The sequence below is a fragment of the Streptococcus sp. 1032 genome (genome assembly GCF_013277015.1).
Classification (GTDB): domain Bacteria; phylum Bacillota; class Bacilli; order Lactobacillales; family Streptococcaceae; genus Streptococcus.
In genome coordinates this window covers 37944-53916 of sequence record NZ_VMMD01000016.1, presented here as the reverse complement: position 1 = coordinate 53916, position 15973 = coordinate 37944, and the positions used below count along the sequence as shown (strand labels likewise).

28 protein-coding genes, 1 tRNA gene and 3 pseudogenes are annotated in these 15973 nt (G+C 37.3%); 25 read left to right on the top strand and 7 right to left on the bottom strand.

Features of this window, described 5'->3' with window-relative positions:
* The first annotated feature begins 23 nt into the window (after window positions 1-23).
* Window positions 24-97: transfer RNA gene (locus tag HT711_RS06230), tRNA-Asn, on the top strand.
* Window positions 98-174: 77 nt separating this feature from the next.
* Here the strand turns inward: HT711_RS06230 and HT711_RS06225 are convergent.
* Window positions 175-331 (bottom strand): annotated as a pseudogene (locus HT711_RS06225) (ISL3 family transposase); the annotation flags it as partial.
* A gap of 130 nt (window positions 332-461) precedes the next feature.
* Window positions 462-694, bottom strand: a pseudogene (locus tag HT711_RS06220) (transposase); the annotation flags it as partial.
* Window positions 695-923: 229 nt separating this feature from the next.
* Here HT711_RS06220 and comW point away from each other — a divergent pair.
* Both comW and HT711_RS06210 read left to right on the top strand, forming a co-directional pair.
* Window positions 924-1160: a sigma(X)-activator ComW gene (gene comW / locus HT711_RS06215; protein WP_000940044.1), complete on the top strand. Its 237-nt coding sequence runs from the start codon at window positions 924-926 to the stop codon at window positions 1158-1160.
* Window positions 1161-1390: 230 nt separating this feature from the next.
* Window positions 1391-2677, top strand: coding sequence for an adenylosuccinate synthase (locus tag HT711_RS06210; protein ID WP_001832534.1), 1287 nt, complete (start codon window positions 1391-1393; stop codon window positions 2675-2677).
* 263 nt (window positions 2678-2940) lie between these two features.
* On the opposite strand, the gene HT711_RS06205 is transcribed toward HT711_RS06210, so the two are convergent.
* From HT711_RS06205 to HT711_RS06185, 5 genes are all read right to left on the bottom strand, one after another.
* Window positions 2941-4089 carry a site-specific integrase gene (locus tag HT711_RS06205; RefSeq protein WP_173249871.1) on the bottom strand — a complete coding sequence of 383 codons (1149 nt, stop codon included), beginning with the start codon at window positions 4087-4089 and terminating at the stop codon, window positions 2941-2943.
* A 174-nt stretch (window positions 4090-4263) separates the two neighbouring features.
* A complete protein-coding gene (locus tag HT711_RS06200; protein WP_112445527.1) occupies window positions 4264-4671 on the bottom strand; it encodes a DUF4429 domain-containing protein in 408 nt (135 codons plus the stop codon).
* 14 nt (window positions 4672-4685) lie between these two features.
* The gene (locus HT711_RS06195) at window positions 4686-5612 is read right to left on the bottom strand and encodes an HIRAN domain-containing protein (protein WP_112445609.1); all 927 of its coding nucleotides are present in this window, start codon (window positions 5610-5612) and stop codon (window positions 4686-4688) included.
* A 35-nt stretch (window positions 5613-5647) separates the two neighbouring features.
* The gene (locus tag HT711_RS06190) at window positions 5648-6031 is read right to left on the bottom strand and encodes an ImmA/IrrE family metallo-endopeptidase (protein ID WP_112445529.1); all 384 of its coding nucleotides are present in this window, start codon (window positions 6029-6031) and stop codon (window positions 5648-5650) included.
* 12 nt (window positions 6032-6043) lie between these two features.
* On the bottom strand, window positions 6044-6409 hold the full coding sequence (locus HT711_RS06185) for a helix-turn-helix transcriptional regulator (RefSeq protein ID WP_000484469.1): 366 nt from the start codon (window positions 6407-6409) through the stop codon (window positions 6044-6046).
* Window positions 6410-6699: 290 nt separating this feature from the next.
* On the opposite strand from HT711_RS06185, the gene HT711_RS06180 reads away from it, so the two are divergent.
* From HT711_RS06180 to HT711_RS06075, 22 genes and pseudogenes are all read left to right on the top strand, one after another.
* Window positions 6700-6960: a hypothetical protein gene (locus HT711_RS06180; RefSeq protein WP_112445531.1), complete on the top strand. Its 261-nt coding sequence runs from the start codon at window positions 6700-6702 to the stop codon at window positions 6958-6960.
* Window positions 6961-7007: 47 nt separating this feature from the next.
* Entirely contained in the window at window positions 7008-7211 is a 204-nt protein-coding gene (locus HT711_RS06175; protein WP_112445533.1) for a helix-turn-helix transcriptional regulator, read from the top strand.
* A 142-nt stretch (window positions 7212-7353) separates the two neighbouring features.
* Window positions 7354-8070, top strand: coding sequence for an ORF6C domain-containing protein (locus HT711_RS06170; RefSeq protein WP_112445535.1), 717 nt, complete (start codon window positions 7354-7356; stop codon window positions 8068-8070).
* A gap of 13 nt (window positions 8071-8083) precedes the next feature.
* Window positions 8084-8341, top strand: a complete 258-nt coding sequence (locus HT711_RS06165; protein WP_000370958.1) for a hypothetical protein — start codon at window positions 8084-8086, stop codon at window positions 8339-8341.
* 87 nt (window positions 8342-8428) lie between these two features.
* A complete protein-coding gene (locus HT711_RS06160; RefSeq protein ID WP_173249870.1) occupies window positions 8429-8752 on the top strand; it encodes a hypothetical protein in 324 nt (107 codons plus the stop codon).
* A 12-nt stretch (window positions 8753-8764) separates the two neighbouring features.
* A complete protein-coding gene (locus tag HT711_RS06155) occupies window positions 8765-9103 on the top strand; it encodes a hypothetical protein (RefSeq protein ID WP_173249869.1) in 339 nt (112 codons plus the stop codon).
* Complete coding sequence (locus HT711_RS06150; RefSeq protein ID WP_173249868.1) at window positions 9096-9905, top strand: phage replisome organizer N-terminal domain-containing protein; 810 nt, start codon at window positions 9096-9098, stop codon at window positions 9903-9905. Before HT711_RS06155 ends, HT711_RS06150 begins: the two co-directional genes overlap by 8 nt.
* Before the next feature lie 139 nt (window positions 9906-10044).
* Window positions 10045-10815 (top strand): ATP-binding protein, encoded by a 771-nt coding sequence (locus HT711_RS06145; RefSeq protein WP_173249867.1) that lies wholly within the window; start codon window positions 10045-10047, stop codon window positions 10813-10815.
* A 14-nt stretch (window positions 10816-10829) separates the two neighbouring features.
* The gene (locus HT711_RS06140; protein WP_173249866.1) at window positions 10830-11024 is read left to right on the top strand and encodes a hypothetical protein; all 195 of its coding nucleotides are present in this window, start codon (window positions 10830-10832) and stop codon (window positions 11022-11024) included.
* Complete coding sequence (locus HT711_RS06135) at window positions 11024-11251, top strand: hypothetical protein (RefSeq protein ID WP_050231352.1); 228 nt, start codon at window positions 11024-11026, stop codon at window positions 11249-11251. Before HT711_RS06140 ends, HT711_RS06135 begins: the two co-directional genes overlap by 1 nt.
* 86 nt (window positions 11252-11337) lie before the next feature.
* On the top strand, window positions 11338-11733 hold the full coding sequence (gene ssb / locus HT711_RS06130; protein ID WP_173249865.1) for a single-stranded DNA-binding protein: 396 nt from the start codon (window positions 11338-11340) through the stop codon (window positions 11731-11733).
* A gap of 15 nt (window positions 11734-11748) precedes the next feature.
* The gene (locus tag HT711_RS06125) at window positions 11749-11913 is read left to right on the top strand and encodes a hypothetical protein (RefSeq protein ID WP_173249864.1); all 165 of its coding nucleotides are present in this window, start codon (window positions 11749-11751) and stop codon (window positions 11911-11913) included.
* On the top strand, window positions 11903-12235 hold the full coding sequence (locus HT711_RS06120) for a hypothetical protein (RefSeq protein ID WP_173249863.1): 333 nt from the start codon (window positions 11903-11905) through the stop codon (window positions 12233-12235). The genes HT711_RS06125 and HT711_RS06120 overlap by 11 nt, the downstream gene beginning before the upstream one ends.
* Window positions 12207-12524, top strand: coding sequence for a hypothetical protein (locus tag HT711_RS06115; RefSeq protein WP_173249862.1), 318 nt, complete (start codon window positions 12207-12209; stop codon window positions 12522-12524). Before HT711_RS06120 ends, HT711_RS06115 begins: the two co-directional genes overlap by 29 nt.
* 1 nt (window position 12525) lies before the next feature.
* On the top strand, window positions 12526-12999 hold the full coding sequence (locus tag HT711_RS06110) for a DUF1642 domain-containing protein (RefSeq protein ID WP_173249861.1): 474 nt from the start codon (window positions 12526-12528) through the stop codon (window positions 12997-12999).
* Window positions 12999-13385, top strand: a complete 387-nt coding sequence (locus tag HT711_RS06105; protein WP_173249860.1) for a hypothetical protein — start codon at window positions 12999-13001, stop codon at window positions 13383-13385. The genes HT711_RS06110 and HT711_RS06105 overlap by 1 nt, the downstream gene beginning before the upstream one ends.
* On the top strand, window positions 13382-13642 hold the full coding sequence (locus tag HT711_RS06100) for a DUF1372 family protein (protein WP_173249859.1): 261 nt from the start codon (window positions 13382-13384) through the stop codon (window positions 13640-13642). The genes HT711_RS06105 and HT711_RS06100 overlap by 4 nt, the downstream gene beginning before the upstream one ends.
* Window positions 13642-14097, top strand: a complete 456-nt coding sequence (locus tag HT711_RS06095; RefSeq protein WP_173249858.1) for a hypothetical protein — start codon at window positions 13642-13644, stop codon at window positions 14095-14097. The genes HT711_RS06100 and HT711_RS06095 overlap by 1 nt, the downstream gene beginning before the upstream one ends.
* A gap of 8 nt (window positions 14098-14105) precedes the next feature.
* On the top strand, window positions 14106-14591 hold the full coding sequence (locus tag HT711_RS06090) for a MazG-like family protein (protein WP_173249857.1): 486 nt from the start codon (window positions 14106-14108) through the stop codon (window positions 14589-14591).
* Window positions 14588-14811, top strand: a pseudogene (locus HT711_RS06085) (DUF3310 domain-containing protein). The gene HT711_RS06090 and the pseudogene HT711_RS06085 overlap by 4 nt, the downstream one beginning before the upstream one ends.
* On the top strand, window positions 14804-15202 hold the full coding sequence (locus HT711_RS06080; protein WP_173249856.1) for a helix-turn-helix transcriptional regulator: 399 nt from the start codon (window positions 14804-14806) through the stop codon (window positions 15200-15202). Before HT711_RS06085 ends, HT711_RS06080 begins: the two are co-directional and overlap by 8 nt.
* 211 nt (window positions 15203-15413) lie before the next feature.
* Window positions 15414-15815, top strand: a complete 402-nt coding sequence (locus HT711_RS06075) for a transcriptional regulator (protein WP_173249855.1) — start codon at window positions 15414-15416, stop codon at window positions 15813-15815.
* Window positions 15816-15973 lie beyond the last annotated feature (158 nt).

Sequence of the window (15973 nt, the reverse complement as noted above, 5' to 3'; positions counted from 1 at the left end):
ATATGGAAGTCGCTTAGCTTTATTCCGCCATAGCTCAGTTGGTAGTAGCGCATGACTGTTAATCATGATGTCGTAGGTTCGAGTCCTACTGGCGGAGTAGTTAATTAAAGGAGGTTTCGACCTCTTTTTTTGTTATGTAATTAATAATCTGTCTTGCCTCTAATGACAAGTGATATTTTTCTTGACGATAGAAGTCTCAGCTACCATTATTTTCGACCACTGATAGCACTTAAAAGGAATCTTAGTGTGTACCCCTATTGATAATATCCATAATTTAGAAATTAGGGTCTTTAATGTCTAGTAGTTTTGTGATAAAATGTAATTGTTCCATATGAATCTTTCTAATGATGGTTTGGTCGCTTTTCATTATAGATGATATGGGACTTTTTTTCTACAATAAAATAGGCTCCATAATATCCATAGGGGATTTACCCACTACAAATATTATAGAGCCAGAAAAGCTAATCTCGAGAAAGGGCAAATTTCGTCCTTTCTTTTTTTTGATGTTTAGAGCGATGATAATTCGTTTTTTGAAGTTTTTAAAGTTCCGAAAACCAAAGTCGTTGCGCTTGATAAGTTTGATGGGATTATTAGTGACTTCTAGTTTGGCGTTAGAATAGGCTAGTTTAAGGACATTGACAATTTTCTTGTTATCTTTGAGAAATGTTTTAAAGATAGTTTGAAAAATTTGATACTATGCGTTTTTCTTATTTTAAGATTTTTACCTCAGTCTCTTTTAGTATTTAACGCAGTTAATAAGGTCTATAATAGTCTAATTTAGGTAGTAAATTTGTTTCTATTCTGTCAACTTTTCCTATTTTTTCTCTTGTTGAGGTTGGTATTTTAACAATTCAGGAATTATTAATGATTAATTAAAATTTTTTGTTAGAATAAGTTCATAAAAAGTAAAGGAGTGTATGCTTATGCTACAAAATATTTATGATCAGATGACTGATTTCTATGACAGTATCGAAGAAGAGTATGCTACTTTCTTTGATAATAGTTGGGAATGGGAACATTTTCATTTTAAATTTTTGATTTATTATTTAGTTAGATATGGCATTGGGTGTCGTAGGGATTTTATCGTTTACCATTATCGTGTTGCTTATCGTTTGTATCTTGAAAAGATGATAATGAAACAAGGTTTTATTTCTTGTTGAGATAGTCTGAGTTAATTTCCGAACAAACTTACTTTTTCATGGCAATATAACAATAAATAGCTGGTAATTTTTCTAAAACATTTTTTAATAGTTGGAAATAGCAAATCTTTCTATTGTTTCTTCTTGATAAAAAGGCGATTTTTTCTTATAATAAATTGTAAGATATAATTGCGGGTGAGATTCCTGCCATGTATGTGAGAAAGGAAGAGCCTGAGGGCTCAGACAAGATTATGACTTCAGTTGTTGTTGTAGGTACCCAATGGGGTGATGAAGGTAAAGGGAAGATTACAGACTTCCTTTCAGCGAATGCAGAAGTGATTGCACGTTACCAAGGTGGTGATAATGCAGGTCACACGATTGTGATTGATGGTAAGAAGTTTAAATTGCACTTGATTCCATCTGGGATTTTCTTCCCTGAAAAAATCTCTGTTATTGGGAATGGTATGGTTGTAAATCCTAAATCTCTTGTAAAAGAGTTGAGCTATCTTCATGAGGAAGGTGTGACAACTGATAACTTGCGTATTTCTGATCGTGCGCATGTTATTTTGCCTTATCATATCGAGTTAGACCGTTTGCAAGAAGAAGCTAAGGGCGACAATAAGATTGGGACTACAATCAAGGGAATTGGTCCAGCTTATATGGACAAGGCTGCTCGTGTTGGGATTCGTATCGCTGATCTTTTGGATAAAGATATTTTCCGTGAGCGTTTAGAACGTAATCTTGCTGAAAAAAATCGTCTTTTTGAAAAATTGTATGACAGTAAGGCGATTGCTTTCGATGATATTTTTGAAGAGTATTACGAATATGGTCAACAAATCAAGAAGTATGTGACAGATACATCTGTCATTTTGAATGATGCGCTTGATAACGGGAAACGTGTGCTTTTTGAAGGTGCACAAGGTGTTATGCTAGATATCGACCAAGGTACGTATCCATTTGTTACTTCTTCAAACCCTGTGGCTGGTGGTGTGACCATTGGTTCAGGTGTTGGGCCAAGCAAGATTGACAAGGTTGTAGGTGTATGTAAAGCCTATACCAGTCGTGTAGGAGACGGTCCTTTCCCAACTGAATTGTTTGATGAAGTGGGAGAACGTATCCGTGAAGTCGGCCATGAATATGGTACAACAACTGGTCGTCCACGTCGAGTGGGTTGGTTTGACTCAGTTGTGATGCGTCATAGCCGTCGTGTTTCTGGTATCACTAACCTTTCATTGAACTCTATCGATGTTTTGAGTGGTTTAGATACTGTGAAAATCTGTGTGGCCTATGATCTTGATGGTCAACGTATTGACTACTATCCAGCTAGTCTTGAGCAATTGAAACGTTGCAAGCCTATCTATGAAGAGTTGCCAGGTTGGTCAGAAGATATTACCGGAGTTCGTAATTTGGAAGATCTTCCTGAGAATGCGCGTAACTACGTTCGTCGTGTGAGTGAATTGGTTGGTGTTCGTATTTCTACTTTCTCAGTGGGTCCTGGTCGTGAACAAACAAATATTTTAGAAAGTGTTTGGTCCTAAGAGATTTTTAAGATTTGTTTAAGATAGGTCGGGTATACTATAGACAGTTACAAGAAGACCTCCTAACTTGTTGTAACAAATATCCTAAACTTTTCTTTTTCATAATAATCTCCCTTAACTCCACCCAATCGGGTGGAGTTTTTTGGCTCTATTTCAGGCTTTTGGGGACTATTCTAAAAATCATTTTTCGATATTTTTCGGTATTTTTCGGATTTTGGTCGGGGAATTGGCGGGGACTTTTTGAGATTTTGGTGGGGATTTTTTTAGCGAATATGACTAAGAAATAGGTCTGTTGTCGCTTCAGCAAGTTCGTCCTCTACTTGATTGTAACGATCGGTCATATAGACTTTTGTATGGCCCAGCGCCTGGCTTAATTGTTCAAGAGGAACCCCTGCAATAATGCTTTGAGTCGTGAAGAAGTGGCGCATCATGTGAGGTGTTACATGCAATCCTGTCGCTTCATTCACTAGATTGAAGTTTCTATTTAATTGGTTTGGATTGATGAGACCACCTTTTTCGTTCAGGGTGATATAATCTTTTTGTTGTTCCTTGATAATTCCTAACTTTCGCTTAATCTTAGAAGCTTCAGCTATCAGATAATAGATAAGGTCCGTTCCGATATCATCAAGGCAAACGTAGCGCTCTGAATCTTTCGTTTTAAGCCCTCCTTTCCCTTTCAAGGTCTGATTGCTTCGACTATCTCTAAGATGCAGTATAGCCCGTCCGCTGTCGTTCTGAGTGATGTCCATTGGACGCAATCCAAAGACTTCCCCTCTTCTCAATCCAAAAATGGTAAGATAGGTCAGAGCGTAGAATTGTTTTGACATGATTTCTTCCGCTTTTGCTATCCAAGTCTTAAACTCTTTGAGAGTCACTTTCTTGTTTGCAGCAGGAATATCACTCTGGCCAATGAAGACACCTTTCAAGCGATTTGAGAGCAGATTCCCATTTTTGACGGCATCATTCAGCAATGCCATGAAGCTGGAATTGAGGGTTTGAACAGTGTATCTTGTATGGTTCTGCAACTTTTCAGAGATAAATAGTTCATACTCATTTCTATCCAAATTTTTAAGCAGGATAGAACCAAATTTGGGTTTGATATGATTCTTATAGAGATTATCATTGAGGTAGTAGGAAGTGTCATTCCAGCGCCCTGTTGACAATCTCTTTTCGGAATAGATATCCCAATACTGATCAAGCGTTAGATTCGTATTGATACCTAATTCCTGATCTTGGATTTGTTGCTCAATCTCTGTCAAGGCTGCACGAGCTTGGGGGAGAGTTGTGAGACCACTTTTAGTAATCTCTTTCTTTTTACCATGAAAATAGAAAGAGCGTCTGATATAATATCGCTTGCCTTTGGCAGTTTCATAGTAATAGATATTTGGGTATTTTGTTTTATTATATTTCATTGTATTCTCCTTGTTTATCAGCTTCTGGACAAGGTCTAAACATTGAGAATATTGACATCACCCCTTTCATGGTGTAAAATAGGGTATAGAAAAGAGGCCTTTTTAATGGCTGATTTTTATACAGGATAAGCTTCACAATCAAACTTTGGCGAGGGCGATTGTGGGGCTTTTTTGTTATTTCTTGACTTTATCTTTTAAAGCTTTCTCTATGGCTTTCTTCAATTCCAAAATAGATGCTTTTTCATCTTTGGTAAAGGTTACGGTGTTTTCATCTTTTACGGCATCAAACACACCACCTTTTGTATCAGAAGAACCAGGGTAAACAAGTTGAAGATAGCCAACAGTTGAGCCAGGTTCTTTCAATTGGTATGCTGTAATCTCAGAGAGGAGAATTGACTTTTCGCCATCAAGACCATGAAGAAGAACATTAGATACATTTGACTTTCTTGCAATCCTGATAAAATAATCATCGATTCTTACAACAGTTTTTGATTTTTTAAACTCAAAAACTCGTTCATTAGGTTCCTCTGTAAAAAGTTCGATTTCTAAAACTTCATTTTGTTTTTTACCAAATAACGCCATAATATTTCCTCCGTTTATTTTTTTATATATTTAATTATTGGTCTTATTAAGATATAAGATATTATTAGCCCAATAAAGAATGGCCCAATTTTTCCTTCAAACAGTAGAGATAGGGAAGCAAGTAAGAAGAGTAGACCGACAATAGATAATATAATGGATTTAATTGTAGGACTTTCTTTTTTGGGTGTTGTTTCAACTGAAGTAGTAAATTGAGTAGAATCAGCAATATTTAATGCGTTTCCTTCAATAGGGATAGTTGGTTTTGATAATTGTACTAAATCTGATTCTTTTTTCAATTCTAATGCATCGGATGTTAGCACAGGCTCAATATTTCTTTGCTCTTCTTTTTCTCGCAAATCTATTTCATGAACATCTAATGCCAATTCAGAGCTTTCTTTTTCAGTCTTTTTATGCACCACATTTTCGATTGGAGTCGTCGGTGAGACTTCATTACTTTCTTCTAGCGTAGAATCAATAACTGATAGATATATTTCAAAACCAATATCTAAGTCGTTATTAGTAATAACCTTATCGTTTAAATCATCCCACTCTTTGTATGGTCCACCTTTTATCTCTCCCTCTATTACAAAGTTATATTTTTTGTTATCAAAATATTTTCGTATTGTTTTAGCAACAGTCGCAGGAACATATCCTACATGATTATTAAATATCAAAACTTTTATAGCATTAGGATCATACTTATTATCTACTTCTGGAACAAGCTCAATATTGAAAAAGTCTAAATCTTGATATTTGAAAACTTTCATGCCATATTCTTCAAGTTCTTCTCTAAGTTCCTTAGTTGATAAATTGCTATAGTACTTTGCATATTCTGGGATTCCGTTATCTTCAGCAATTAGATTACAGGCTTCTTTAACCGCTTTTTTATATTTGGTTACACCAGCAACTCTAAACAGTATTTTCTCAACAGTCTTTTGCACAATTTCCTCCTCTAGCCAAATACCCACAATATCATTTAATTAACCAATGCTAGATATTCCTCCTTAACCATGACTTCATTAGTCATAGTTTTTAGATCATAGTAGGACATGAATTTGAGGTAATCAAATTCTGTGGGGTCGTCTAAGCTTTCTAGTGCGTCTTTTACGAGATGATGGATCATATTCCTATCAGCTTCGTTTTCACAGCGTAAGCGAGCGTTCTGGTACTCTGAGCGCGTATGGTCCTTGTGTCCTAGCTCATGCAGTAGGACCTTAACCCTTTCTTTTTTGCTGAGTTTGTTAGACAAGAAAGCTGTGTTGGTTTCTTTTTCGTAAAATCCAAGTTCATCAGGTATTAGCTCACCGTCAAAATCGACAATGCGAACCTGAAAATGACTTATAATTTCTTTTTCGGTCACTAAGCAGCACCTCTAATCACCAGCTTCTTTGAGATAACCTTCAATGATAGACTGGATGATTTTCTTCTTTTCATCTGTTAATTCTCGGCCACCAAACATCATGACATTAGATGCCATTTCTTCAACATTCAGTGTCTTCCCTTGCCATGTGTACTCTTTTGAATTACCAGCGATAGCTGGATTATCTGTACGTCCGAGCAGGTAGTCTAAGGATACATTAAAGTAATCAGCGATTTCTTGCATTCTTTCTGTACTAGCTTTTTGTTTTTTTAGGGAATATAGTGTGTTTCTGCTATATCCAAGCTTTTCTTCCAAAGCATTTATAGAAAGTCCCTGTTTTTTTGCAAGTTCTTTGATTTTTTCGTATGTTGGAAACATTGATTTATCAACCTTTCTAAGCATTACGAAAAAATAATTAAATTATTTGATTAAAGTTGTTGACAAAATTAAATAAATAATTTAAAATTATATTCGTAAGCTAAAGAGTTAGCGAATAAGACAACTAAAAAATAAAGCCTAATGAAACTGATTGGCGTCCGTTTTTTCTAGGTAGAACCTTACTTTTAGTAGGTCTTTTCTCTATGGTTTGATTTTAAATCATTTATTTAAAAATGTCAAGAAAATTCGCTAACTTTTTAGATAATTTTTTTAAAAGAAAGGAGAGGGAGATGAGTAAACCATCAAAAAAATCACTACCAATTCAAAATTTAGAAATTAAGATAGATAGCGACTCTAGTATTCCACGGGTTATTTTGAATGGGATTGATTTTCAAGCAGAAGATATTGGTCTTCGAGGTATCAATATCTTTTGGGAAACAAAGAAAGATGAAGTTCCAGAGACACTTATTCAGGTTGATTATATAGATAACCGTGAAGCGCCTCATATAGTATCTGTCAAACAGTCGTTTCAAAATACTTTACTTAAATAGCTCTGGCGAGTTTTATTTACATTATATCAAATTTAGAAAGGAAGAATATGAGCAAAGAACTAAAAATCATCAAGGCTAAAATCAAAACTCGTTTGATTGAGTTGGATATGACTCAAGCCGAATTGGCAAAACAAGTATCTGTAGCATCATCAGTTATTTCAGAGCTACTGAAATATGGAAAAGGTAGTGAGTTTGTTAAGGAAAAAGTTGCAGATGTTTTAGGGATTGAGAACCCTTGGAGAAATCACTGAGAGGTGCATACATGCAAGAGAAAATAATACTGAATTGGCAGAAGAAAAATCACCAACTTAATCAGCTGATGATCGATAGTCTTGAGGGGCTAGATGTTTGGGAAACTATTTTAACACTAGGAAAAGTAAGAAGAGGAACATTATGAACGAAATTTTTAATTTTCACGGGCAGGAAGTCCGTACTTTGACAATTGATGATGAGCCTTGGTTCGTTGGGAAGGATATTGCAGATATCTTGGGATATGCAAATTCAAGAAAAGCAATTTTTGACCATGTAGATGATGACGATAAGACTGATGGGGTAACGATTCGTGACGCCATGGGTAGAAATCAAAACCCCATCATCATCAATGAATCTGGTCTCTACTCTCTTATCTTATCCAGCAAGTTGCCTCAGGCCAAGGAGTTCAAGCGCTGGGTGACATCAGAGGTCTTGCCAGCTATTCGTAAGCAGGGCGGATTTATCCGTGAGGACTTGGACGAGGATGCCTTCATTGCTCTATTTACTGGACAGAAGAAATTGCGTGAACAGCAGGCTACTATGCTGGAAGATATTGACTATTTGAAGAGTGAGCAACCGATTCATCCAAGCTACGCTCAGTCGCTCCTGAAAAAGCGCAAGGCTCGAGTAGTCGCCTGTCTTGGTGGAATTGACAGTCCAGCTTATGCTGATAAAATATTCGCTCAGTCAGTCTTTAGACAAGCTGAGATTGACTTTAAAGACCACTTCAATATTAGTCGATATGACCTGCTACCCAAGAAGCATGCGGACGCTGCTCTAGCTTACTGGATGACGTGGGAGCCAAGCACCAATACCAAGATGAAAATCATGAAATTGAACTCATTTGACGAAGTGTAGGAAGGGGAAGAAGATGGACAATGTTCTACTTTCACTATCTGAATGGATTAAATCCATTATCAAGGACACAATCACAAGGCTGGTCGAAATAGAAAAAGATAGTGATCACTATCCAGAGTTGATGGATGTGAACACTACCTGTGATTTTCTAGGAATTAAGTATGCCACATTTTCAGATAATTATCGTTACTTAAAGGGATTTCCAAAGGAATTACCTGGTAAGAAATGGTCAAAAAGAGCCATCAAAGAATGGCTCTCTAATCAAATATAATAACTTTACTAAAAGGCTTCTGGACAAGGTCTTAGCAAAATTATTTGACTATATTATAGCATAAAAAGAGGATAAGGAGATTAAAAAATGTTTGAACCACCGATTTTAGACCAGCTGATGGGGGTTGGAGCCTTGCTGCTTGGATTTGCAGGGCTTTGCCGTCATATCAAATTGCAGGAAAAACGCAAGGAAGAAGAAAGACGAGAAGAGCAAGAATTTGCGTCTATGATTATCCAAGGGTACAACCATGCATACGAACGTGGTAGAGAGGAAAAATGGCAAGAAATTCGCAAGAATATTCGCAGAGAGTTCAAAGGCTTTACGTACGACAACGAACCGCCTGTAGGCTTACGCCCTGAGCCATTAGCTTTGCCAGAACCTAAACAGTCTGCAATCAGATTTTTGAAATGAGGAGGTCAGGAAATGGAAAGATTGATTCAATGGCTGGATGACCAGATTATGTATATCAAAGAAGCGATAGAAAGGGGATCAGATATAAGACATGCTGTTACTATTTGGGAATATGATCATAAAAATCTATTATTAGTCAAAGAATACATAACTGACTATGAAAAATTAACCAAGGACTATGAAAAAATTGTTAAGGACTTTGAAAAACTAACAAAAGACTATCATGATGTGATCTCTCAAAATCGTCTGCTCAAGCTTGAAAAACTAGAGTTAGAAGGCAGGTACATTTATGAGGATATGCGGATGAAGTACCGTGCGAATCGCAGGAAGTGGGGGGCTCGGTATGTCTGAAATCAAGTGGATAAAAATCACAACGGATATTTTTGACGATGAAAAGATTTGCCTGATTGATGCCTTGCCTGATCCTGATGCCATCTTAGTGATATGGTTCAAGATTTTGACACTTGCTGGAAAACATAACAGTAATGGTTTGTTGATGATGACTGATAAGGTTCACTATACAGATGAAATGTTAGCTACTATTTTTCGTAGACCATTGAATACAGTAAGAATGGCTATTGGAGTTTTTGAACAGTTTGGGATGATTGAGATTATCGATGGTATCATTAGCTTGCCAAATTGGGAAAAACATCAAAACGTTGACGGAATGGAGAAAATCAAGGAACAGACACGCAACCGTGTAGCCAAATACCGTAAAAAACAGAAAAATCTTGCTCTTGGTAACGTTACAGGTAACGTTACAGTAACGGACGGTAACGCACTAGAAGAAGATAAAGATAAGAATAAGAATAGATTAGATAAAGATAAGAATAAGAAAAGAATAACTACTACTAATAGTAGTGGTGGTCAAGAAAATATCTTAGAACTTTTTCAATCTGAATTTCGTAGGCTCTTATCTGGATTTGAGATTGAAGAAATCAACCATCTCCTAAATGAGAATGATGTGGATTTGGTGAAAGAAGCACTGAAGACTGCTATTAACTCAGGAAAGCCGAACATCAAATATATAGGTGGGATTTTAAGAAATTGGCAGATGAACAATATTACGACTGTTGAGCAGGTTCGTCAATCAGAGAAAAAGAATAAGGATAAGAAAGAAGAACAGGAGGCCAAGGACGAATGGGGATACTAGAACTAATTGAACAATTCGAGATTGACTATTATCCGTTAAGCTACGAGAAGAAAACTCTTTTAGCAGACCAACCAATTCATCAAGTGGTTGCATGCTTGTCTGAAATGGCTAGCTGGCATGAATGTGGAGGTCGTCTGTCATGGTAGACAATGTGTTTGAGGAAGTTGCCTTATCTTATCACAGGAATACAGAACAGCAAGAAGAGTTTTGCGAAAAGCATAACATTCCCTTGATAAAGATATTGAGGACTGAGAGTGTTGTATGTCGCATGTGTGAATCTGAGCGGATTCATGAAGAAAATCAGGAAAGAGTGAATGAACTGGCTAATGCTGAGAATGAGCGAGAGAGGAAATACTATCTTGAAAAGTTCTCTCTTTATGATGAAGTTTTGAAAAATGCGACTTTGGACAACTTTGAGACACCCACTGAAAAAGAAGCGGAAAAGCTAGCTTTTGCAAAGAGGATTTGTCGTGAGTGGTCTGAGGGTGCTAGGAACAACATCGTGTTACAAGGAGAAGCTGGAACAGGTAAGAGCCATTTGGCTTTTGCTATGGTTAAGGCTCTATCTGAGTACACGAAAGAGATTGCTATATTTATCAATGTGACGGACTTACTGATGAAGATTAAAGCTGATTTTAGTCAGGAAGAGTTTCTGGTCAATAAGATTGCTAGCGCTAAGTTCTTGGTTTTGGATGATTTGGGCATGGAGAAGGATAGCGAATGGTCATTTACTATTCTCTACAATATCTTGAATAAGCGTTCAAATACAATCATTACCACCAATTTGACTTCTGCTGATATTCAGAAAAGATATGGCAGACCCTTTATGTCCAGACTGATGAAGGGGGTGGATAAAGACCATTTGATGGTTTTCAACGACTTGACAAACAAGCGGAAGCAATATTTTTAGAACGGAGGTGGCTGATGTTTATTTTAAAGCATGGGACACGAGAGGATAAGCCCTTTCTGATGTCCGCAGTTATTGGAGTGACTGGCTTGGACATTTCATGTTCTGAGGAGAAGAAAGCCATGCGGTTTGTTTCTCGGGCGGCAGCCGTACAGGTTGGTAAGGCATTGAGGGGTTCCTTTGGGAATTTTTATCCCGTTGAGGTGGAGTGATGTTAGAGCTTTACTTCGTCTACAACGGGCACTGCAAGTTTTACCTTGGGACGTTTGACAATGTAGATGATCTCATTGAGCAGATGGAAGACCATCAATGGGCTTTCTCGGCTATCACTCATCCAAGGTTTCAGAAGCACATTGGTCAGCGGACGACACGGTTTGACTACGGTGCTAAGGATTGTTACTATTTAGCGACTTTTTCAGGAGGAGAAGAAAATGATTGAACTTATTAAAGAATTTGTAATAACTTTTCTGTGCTTATTTATCGGTTACTCAGTCGTGGAATGTGTGACTGGAAAGGAAAAGAAAGATGATCAATAATGTTACGTTAGTGGGTCGCTTGACGAAAGACCCTGAATTGAAATATACGCCGTCGAATGTGGCGGTTGCTACCTTTACTCTGGCAGTTAATCGGAATTTCAAGGGAGCCAACGGCGAGCGAGAGGCGGACTTCATCAACTGCATGATGTGGCGCAAGCAGGCGGAGCTATTCGCAGAATGGTGCAAGAAAGGCAATCTGGTCGGTGTGACGGGGCGCATCCAGACAAGGAACTATGAGAATCAGGAGGGGCGCAGGGTCTATCTGACCGAGGTGGTCGCAGATGGTTTTGAGCGACTTGAAAAGCGTGATGATACAGCTAACCGTTCGAATATTGAGGAACAAATGCCAGGATATACTCTTGAGGAAGATGATTTTCCGTTTTAGCAGGAGGTGATAAATATGATTGGAGTAACCTATCAGGAAATTCATCTCTTTGTTGAGTTTTTGAAAAAGCAGTATGGGCAAGGTCGTCCAGACTATATCGAAGCCCTGAACGACTTAGACGGTCTGGTGAAAGTCTCCTATAGAGAAGCTATTGAAAGATTTTTAGAAGATGAAATATAAAGTGATAGAATACCATTCAGATTTTCAGGAAGAACAGACTGGCACTTGCGAATTGTGTTTTGGTACAGCGTGGGTTGAAAATGGTTCAATAACGGTTGAAGATGAAAATGGAACTGAAACAGAAATTTATTTAACGGTTTGGGATTGGGGCGATTACGACACAATCTACATTGATAATGTGGTTAACTTCTCAGCTTGGTTGCAAGAAAGAGAGGTTGACCCAATCGTTGAAGAAACTGAACCTTGGTCGTGGTTGCATGAATTGGTAGAAAAATATAATGAGGAGTTGGAAGATGATGGAAGATTTAAAGCAAAAAGTTAATGCAGTATACAACTGGACGGTAGAAGACGGGAAGGTCAAACCTCCCAAGCAAGATTTACCACAAGCAGTGAAAGACCGGGTGGACTATTTTTGGGAAATGGCAGAAGATGGTATGACATTTATGGGAGCGATGGAATGCATCTTCGCTGATGAAAAGCCTACAGACTATGATTTGGGAGCTACTAAGGATTGGTTGCCAAAATCTAAGGAGTTTGATGATTGGGTTGGCTATTCGCCAAGCATGGCTCAGGTAGTTATTGCAGTTTATTTGATTTACGGAGGAAACTAAGATGAATATTAAGTCATTGATTAAGAAGTACGAAGCGGTTGAATGTGTTGTAGGTATTGTTAGCGGAAAAACTATTCTAAAAACCGTTCTAAGAGACTTGAAACAACTAGACGAACCCAAACCGGTCAAAGTTCCGGAGTTTGTGGCGGATTTTATCGAAAAACAGAAAAAACTGGGTCATACACTGTCCTACTCAATAGACGCAAGCATGTCTGACATAGTTGCAGAATGGTATTGGGATAATTCCGAACTCTTCGCACTTGCTTGGATTTTCGGCTACGAGGTCGAGAAAGAGAAGCGGTATACAGTAGTGACGAAAGCAACAAAACAACCGCTATATTATAATGCTATGGATAAGAAACTATTCTTCTCTATGGGCGGACTAGCTACAAATTTTACTCGCAAACAACTAGAAGAAGCTGGTTTCGGCTGGGTGTTCGATTGCCCTGGCGTGGAAGTTAAAGAGGTTGAGTGATGAATAATGAAGTCTTTGAAGAATTGAAAAAGCTTATGAGTTATTTTCCCGACTCATTTATAAACAGACAATTAGAACTTATTCTCATCCCAAAAACAAACACATACTTTTCTTTAAGAGATTGTTTGACAAAGAATGATGTCATTTCAAAGGTACTAATGTGGTGTACTAGGGATATATCCAAAGCTAGACCTTATCAACAACAAAAGCGAAATATCGACTTTTATGTAGATAATCGCACACGTTTAGAAAAATATTTAGGTTCAAATATTAATGTAGATGTGGTTTATAATCACTTAGGAAATGGAGTTAACAAAGAACTCACATACAGATTTATCGAGAGTGGTTTTGATATGACTTTACTTTATAAGGAGATTACAGAATGAAACGTTTTATCGCAATCTGGATTCTGCTATCTGCTGGATTAAATATTTGGCAGATGGACAGGATTCGAGATTTGGAAGAGAAGAAGCCGATTGTTATCTATAATGCTGATAACGCAGGCGCTGAGATTTTTGGCAAGGTCGTCGAAAAAGGACGACACGGGAAGCTATACACGCTTACGATTCGTGACTATGGCGTGTTCGTGGTTACGAAGGACGTGTATGACAAGGTGAAGATAGGAGATGAGGTTTTATTATAATGGACGATATTTTACAAGCTTTAGCAAAAATGCTAAATATGACAGTTGACGAAGTAAGTTCTTTGCTTACAACATTTAAAGGGAATGCACCGCAGGTTTACGAAGCAATCGTTAAAGAAAAGATGTTTTATGATATCTTCAGTCTTTTTCAAACTATTTCGATTGCAATACTGGTTGTCTCATCAGTGGTTTTAGCAGTTTTAACTATCATATATTTCACTTATGATGGTGGTTTTGTCTACACGTACGAATGTAAAGGTAAAACCGAAGAAGAAATTAAATTAGAACGCATTGAACGGAAAAGAAAGGAACTTAAACTACCAATAAAAGTTAGTTGCATTTCATCGAGCGCAAGCTTGATAACACTAGTTGTTGCAATTGTTTTAAAAATAACTCTTGCACCTAATTATATATTCATCGTGAATGAAATTTTACCAAGATTAACGAAAAGATAGGAATTATCATGAACACACTAGAAAAAGTAAAACAATGGTTTATTGACCGTGATTTAGAGAACGGTGGACGACTGGATAAGCAGTCTTTGAAACTAAGCGAAGAGTTTGGTGAACTCTGTGCAGGCTATCTCAAGAAGAATGAGAAACTGACCAAGGACAGCATTGGGGATTGTGCGGTCGTGATTGTTGGTCTGGCCTTGCTGATTAAGGTAGATGTGCATAAGATTTTTAAAACATCAGGATATGATAGAGATATAATGACATGTTTTGGTTTTTTAAATCAAAATATAAGCGAATTTCAGTTATGTCAAGATTTTGGTGACAATGGCATTCTTGAATTATATCTGTCACGTACAATCTACTGGTTAAAATCAATCAGCAAAGCACTTGGTTATAGCTTCGAAGAATGCTTTGAACTGGCTTACCAAGAAATCAAAGACCGCAAGGGTCGTTGGATTGATGGCTCGTTTGTCAAAGAGGAGGATTTAGCATGACAGACAACATAAATAAACCAAACCACTACATCGGGACTTATGGTCTCGAAGTGAAGGATGTTACGAGGAATTTTATCAAAGGCAAAGCAGAAATGGAAGCGCATCGCTGGTGCAGTGCGGTAGAGTATTTACTTCGCTACAAAGAGAAAAACGGTCTTGAAGACCTAAAAAAGCCAGAAAAAATCTCGACTGGCTTATCGAAGAAATGGAGCATGAGTGAATACGCTAAGACTTTTCCAGAACAATTGAGATTGTGGCGAAAAGCCAGAGGTCTAAAGAAAGTTGAGGCTGCTAAAATCTTTGGAGTTACCCCAGAAGCGATTTGTCATTGGGAGAGTGGAAAAGCACAACCGCAAGATGGAGATATGTTTGTTATTTGCGAAAAATTGAATCTTGACCCTCGTATGTTTTTGAGAAAAAAGACAACTCCTCTTGCCGAAATGCTAAAAAGAAAGCGATGCGAGTTGGGATTGACTCAAAGTGATTTAGCCATTAAATTAGGGTATCACAGAGATACGATAGCCAAGTGGGAAACAGGCAGTAGTATTTCTAAATACGCATTAGAAGATATCTGTACGTTTTTTGGGATTGAGATCCAAGAAAGGAAATAAGACTCAATGAACAAAAGAATTAAGAAGAAGATAGCTAAACGGCAGATACAAGAAAAGCAAAGAGAATTAGAAAAACAACTACGGAAATTAAGTACTGAAGAAATTGAAGCTATAGCTAAAATGATTAACCAGGCATTTTCTAATATTCGAAAGGCTTTCTCTCAAATGTTTGATAACTTGTTTACATTTTTTAAAAACTTGGAGGTGGAAATTGAAAAAATTGAGCGACGAAGAACTCAAAACGTTAGACAGAGAACTTTTCAAATTTCAAAACATTCAACGCACAATAGACTTAAGAAGGCTAGAATTAGAAACCAGAAACCCAGATACTCAAAGCGGACCTACTGTAGGAATAAGCAAACCTACCGAAACTATAGCAATCAGAATCGCAGATGATCCGACTTTAAAATTTCTTGAAGGATTTAAAGGGATTATTAACAAACTCTTAAGCAATCTAGTTGATGAAGACAAAGAAATCTTTAATTTACGTTGGAGATATCCTCAACTGAGATGGGAAGAAATAGCAGAACAGAAATTCATGAGCAAAGCTACAATCTATCGACGTAGAAGGATTATCCTAGAGCAGTACGCTATTTTGAAAGGTGAGTTGTAAATAAGATTGAGACAAAAGACATCTTGAAGTCTCACAAAAAAAGGTCTATTATGATAGCATGAACTTCTGAAACAAAAACACAAATCACATGTTGGAGTCATCCTATTTTTTCCAGAAAAGTTGTTTAACAGAGGAACATCATGAGTCAGCAACCAGCT

Bases quoted from the DNA above. Each gene is read 5' to 3' on its own strand.
- comW (WP_000940044.1), top strand. From the start codon at position 924: ATGCTACAAAATATTTATGATCAGATGACTGATTTCTATGACAGTATC.
- HT711_RS06210 (WP_001832534.1), top strand. From the start codon at position 1,391: ATGACTTCAGTTGTTGTTGTAGGTACCCAATGGGGTGATGAAGGTAAA.
- HT711_RS06205 (WP_173249871.1), bottom strand. From the start codon at position 4,089: ATGAAATATAATAAAACAAAATACCCAAATATCTATTACTATGAAACT.
- HT711_RS06200 (WP_112445527.1), bottom strand. From the start codon at position 4,671: ATGGCGTTATTTGGTAAAAAACAAAATGAAGTTTTAGAAATCGAACTT.
- HT711_RS06185 (WP_000484469.1), bottom strand. From the start codon at position 6,409: ATGTTTCCAACATACGAAAAAATCAAAGAACTTGCAAAAAAACAGGGA.
- HT711_RS06180 (WP_112445531.1), top strand. From the start codon at position 6,700: ATGAGTAAACCATCAAAAAAATCACTACCAATTCAAAATTTAGAAATT.
- HT711_RS06175 (WP_112445533.1), top strand. From the start codon at position 7,008: ATGAGCAAAGAACTAAAAATCATCAAGGCTAAAATCAAAACTCGTTTG.
- HT711_RS06170 (WP_112445535.1), top strand. From the start codon at position 7,354: ATGAACGAAATTTTTAATTTTCACGGGCAGGAAGTCCGTACTTTGACA.
- HT711_RS06165 (WP_000370958.1), top strand. From the start codon at position 8,084: ATGGACAATGTTCTACTTTCACTATCTGAATGGATTAAATCCATTATC.
- HT711_RS06160 (WP_173249870.1), top strand. From the start codon at position 8,429: ATGTTTGAACCACCGATTTTAGACCAGCTGATGGGGGTTGGAGCCTTG.
- HT711_RS06155 (WP_173249869.1), top strand. From the start codon at position 8,765: ATGGAAAGATTGATTCAATGGCTGGATGACCAGATTATGTATATCAAA.
- HT711_RS06150 (WP_173249868.1), top strand. From the start codon at position 9,096: ATGTCTGAAATCAAGTGGATAAAAATCACAACGGATATTTTTGACGAT.
- HT711_RS06145 (WP_173249867.1), top strand. From the start codon at position 10,045: ATGGTAGACAATGTGTTTGAGGAAGTTGCCTTATCTTATCACAGGAAT.
- HT711_RS06140 (WP_173249866.1), top strand. From the start codon at position 10,830: ATGTTTATTTTAAAGCATGGGACACGAGAGGATAAGCCCTTTCTGATG.
- HT711_RS06135 (WP_050231352.1), top strand. From the start codon at position 11,024: ATGTTAGAGCTTTACTTCGTCTACAACGGGCACTGCAAGTTTTACCTT.
- ssb (WP_173249865.1), top strand. From the start codon at position 11,338: ATGATCAATAATGTTACGTTAGTGGGTCGCTTGACGAAAGACCCTGAA.
- HT711_RS06125 (WP_173249864.1), top strand. From the start codon at position 11,749: ATGATTGGAGTAACCTATCAGGAAATTCATCTCTTTGTTGAGTTTTTG.
- HT711_RS06120 (WP_173249863.1), top strand. From the start codon at position 11,903: ATGAAATATAAAGTGATAGAATACCATTCAGATTTTCAGGAAGAACAG.
- HT711_RS06115 (WP_173249862.1), top strand. From the start codon at position 12,207: ATGATGGAAGATTTAAAGCAAAAAGTTAATGCAGTATACAACTGGACG.
- HT711_RS06110 (WP_173249861.1), top strand. From the start codon at position 12,526: ATGAATATTAAGTCATTGATTAAGAAGTACGAAGCGGTTGAATGTGTT.
- HT711_RS06105 (WP_173249860.1), top strand. From the start codon at position 12,999: ATGAATAATGAAGTCTTTGAAGAATTGAAAAAGCTTATGAGTTATTTT.
- HT711_RS06100 (WP_173249859.1), top strand. From the start codon at position 13,382: ATGAAACGTTTTATCGCAATCTGGATTCTGCTATCTGCTGGATTAAAT.
- HT711_RS06095 (WP_173249858.1), top strand. From the start codon at position 13,642: ATGGACGATATTTTACAAGCTTTAGCAAAAATGCTAAATATGACAGTT.
- HT711_RS06090 (WP_173249857.1), top strand. From the start codon at position 14,106: ATGAACACACTAGAAAAAGTAAAACAATGGTTTATTGACCGTGATTTA.
- HT711_RS06080 (WP_173249856.1), top strand. From the start codon at position 14,804: ATGAGTGAATACGCTAAGACTTTTCCAGAACAATTGAGATTGTGGCGA.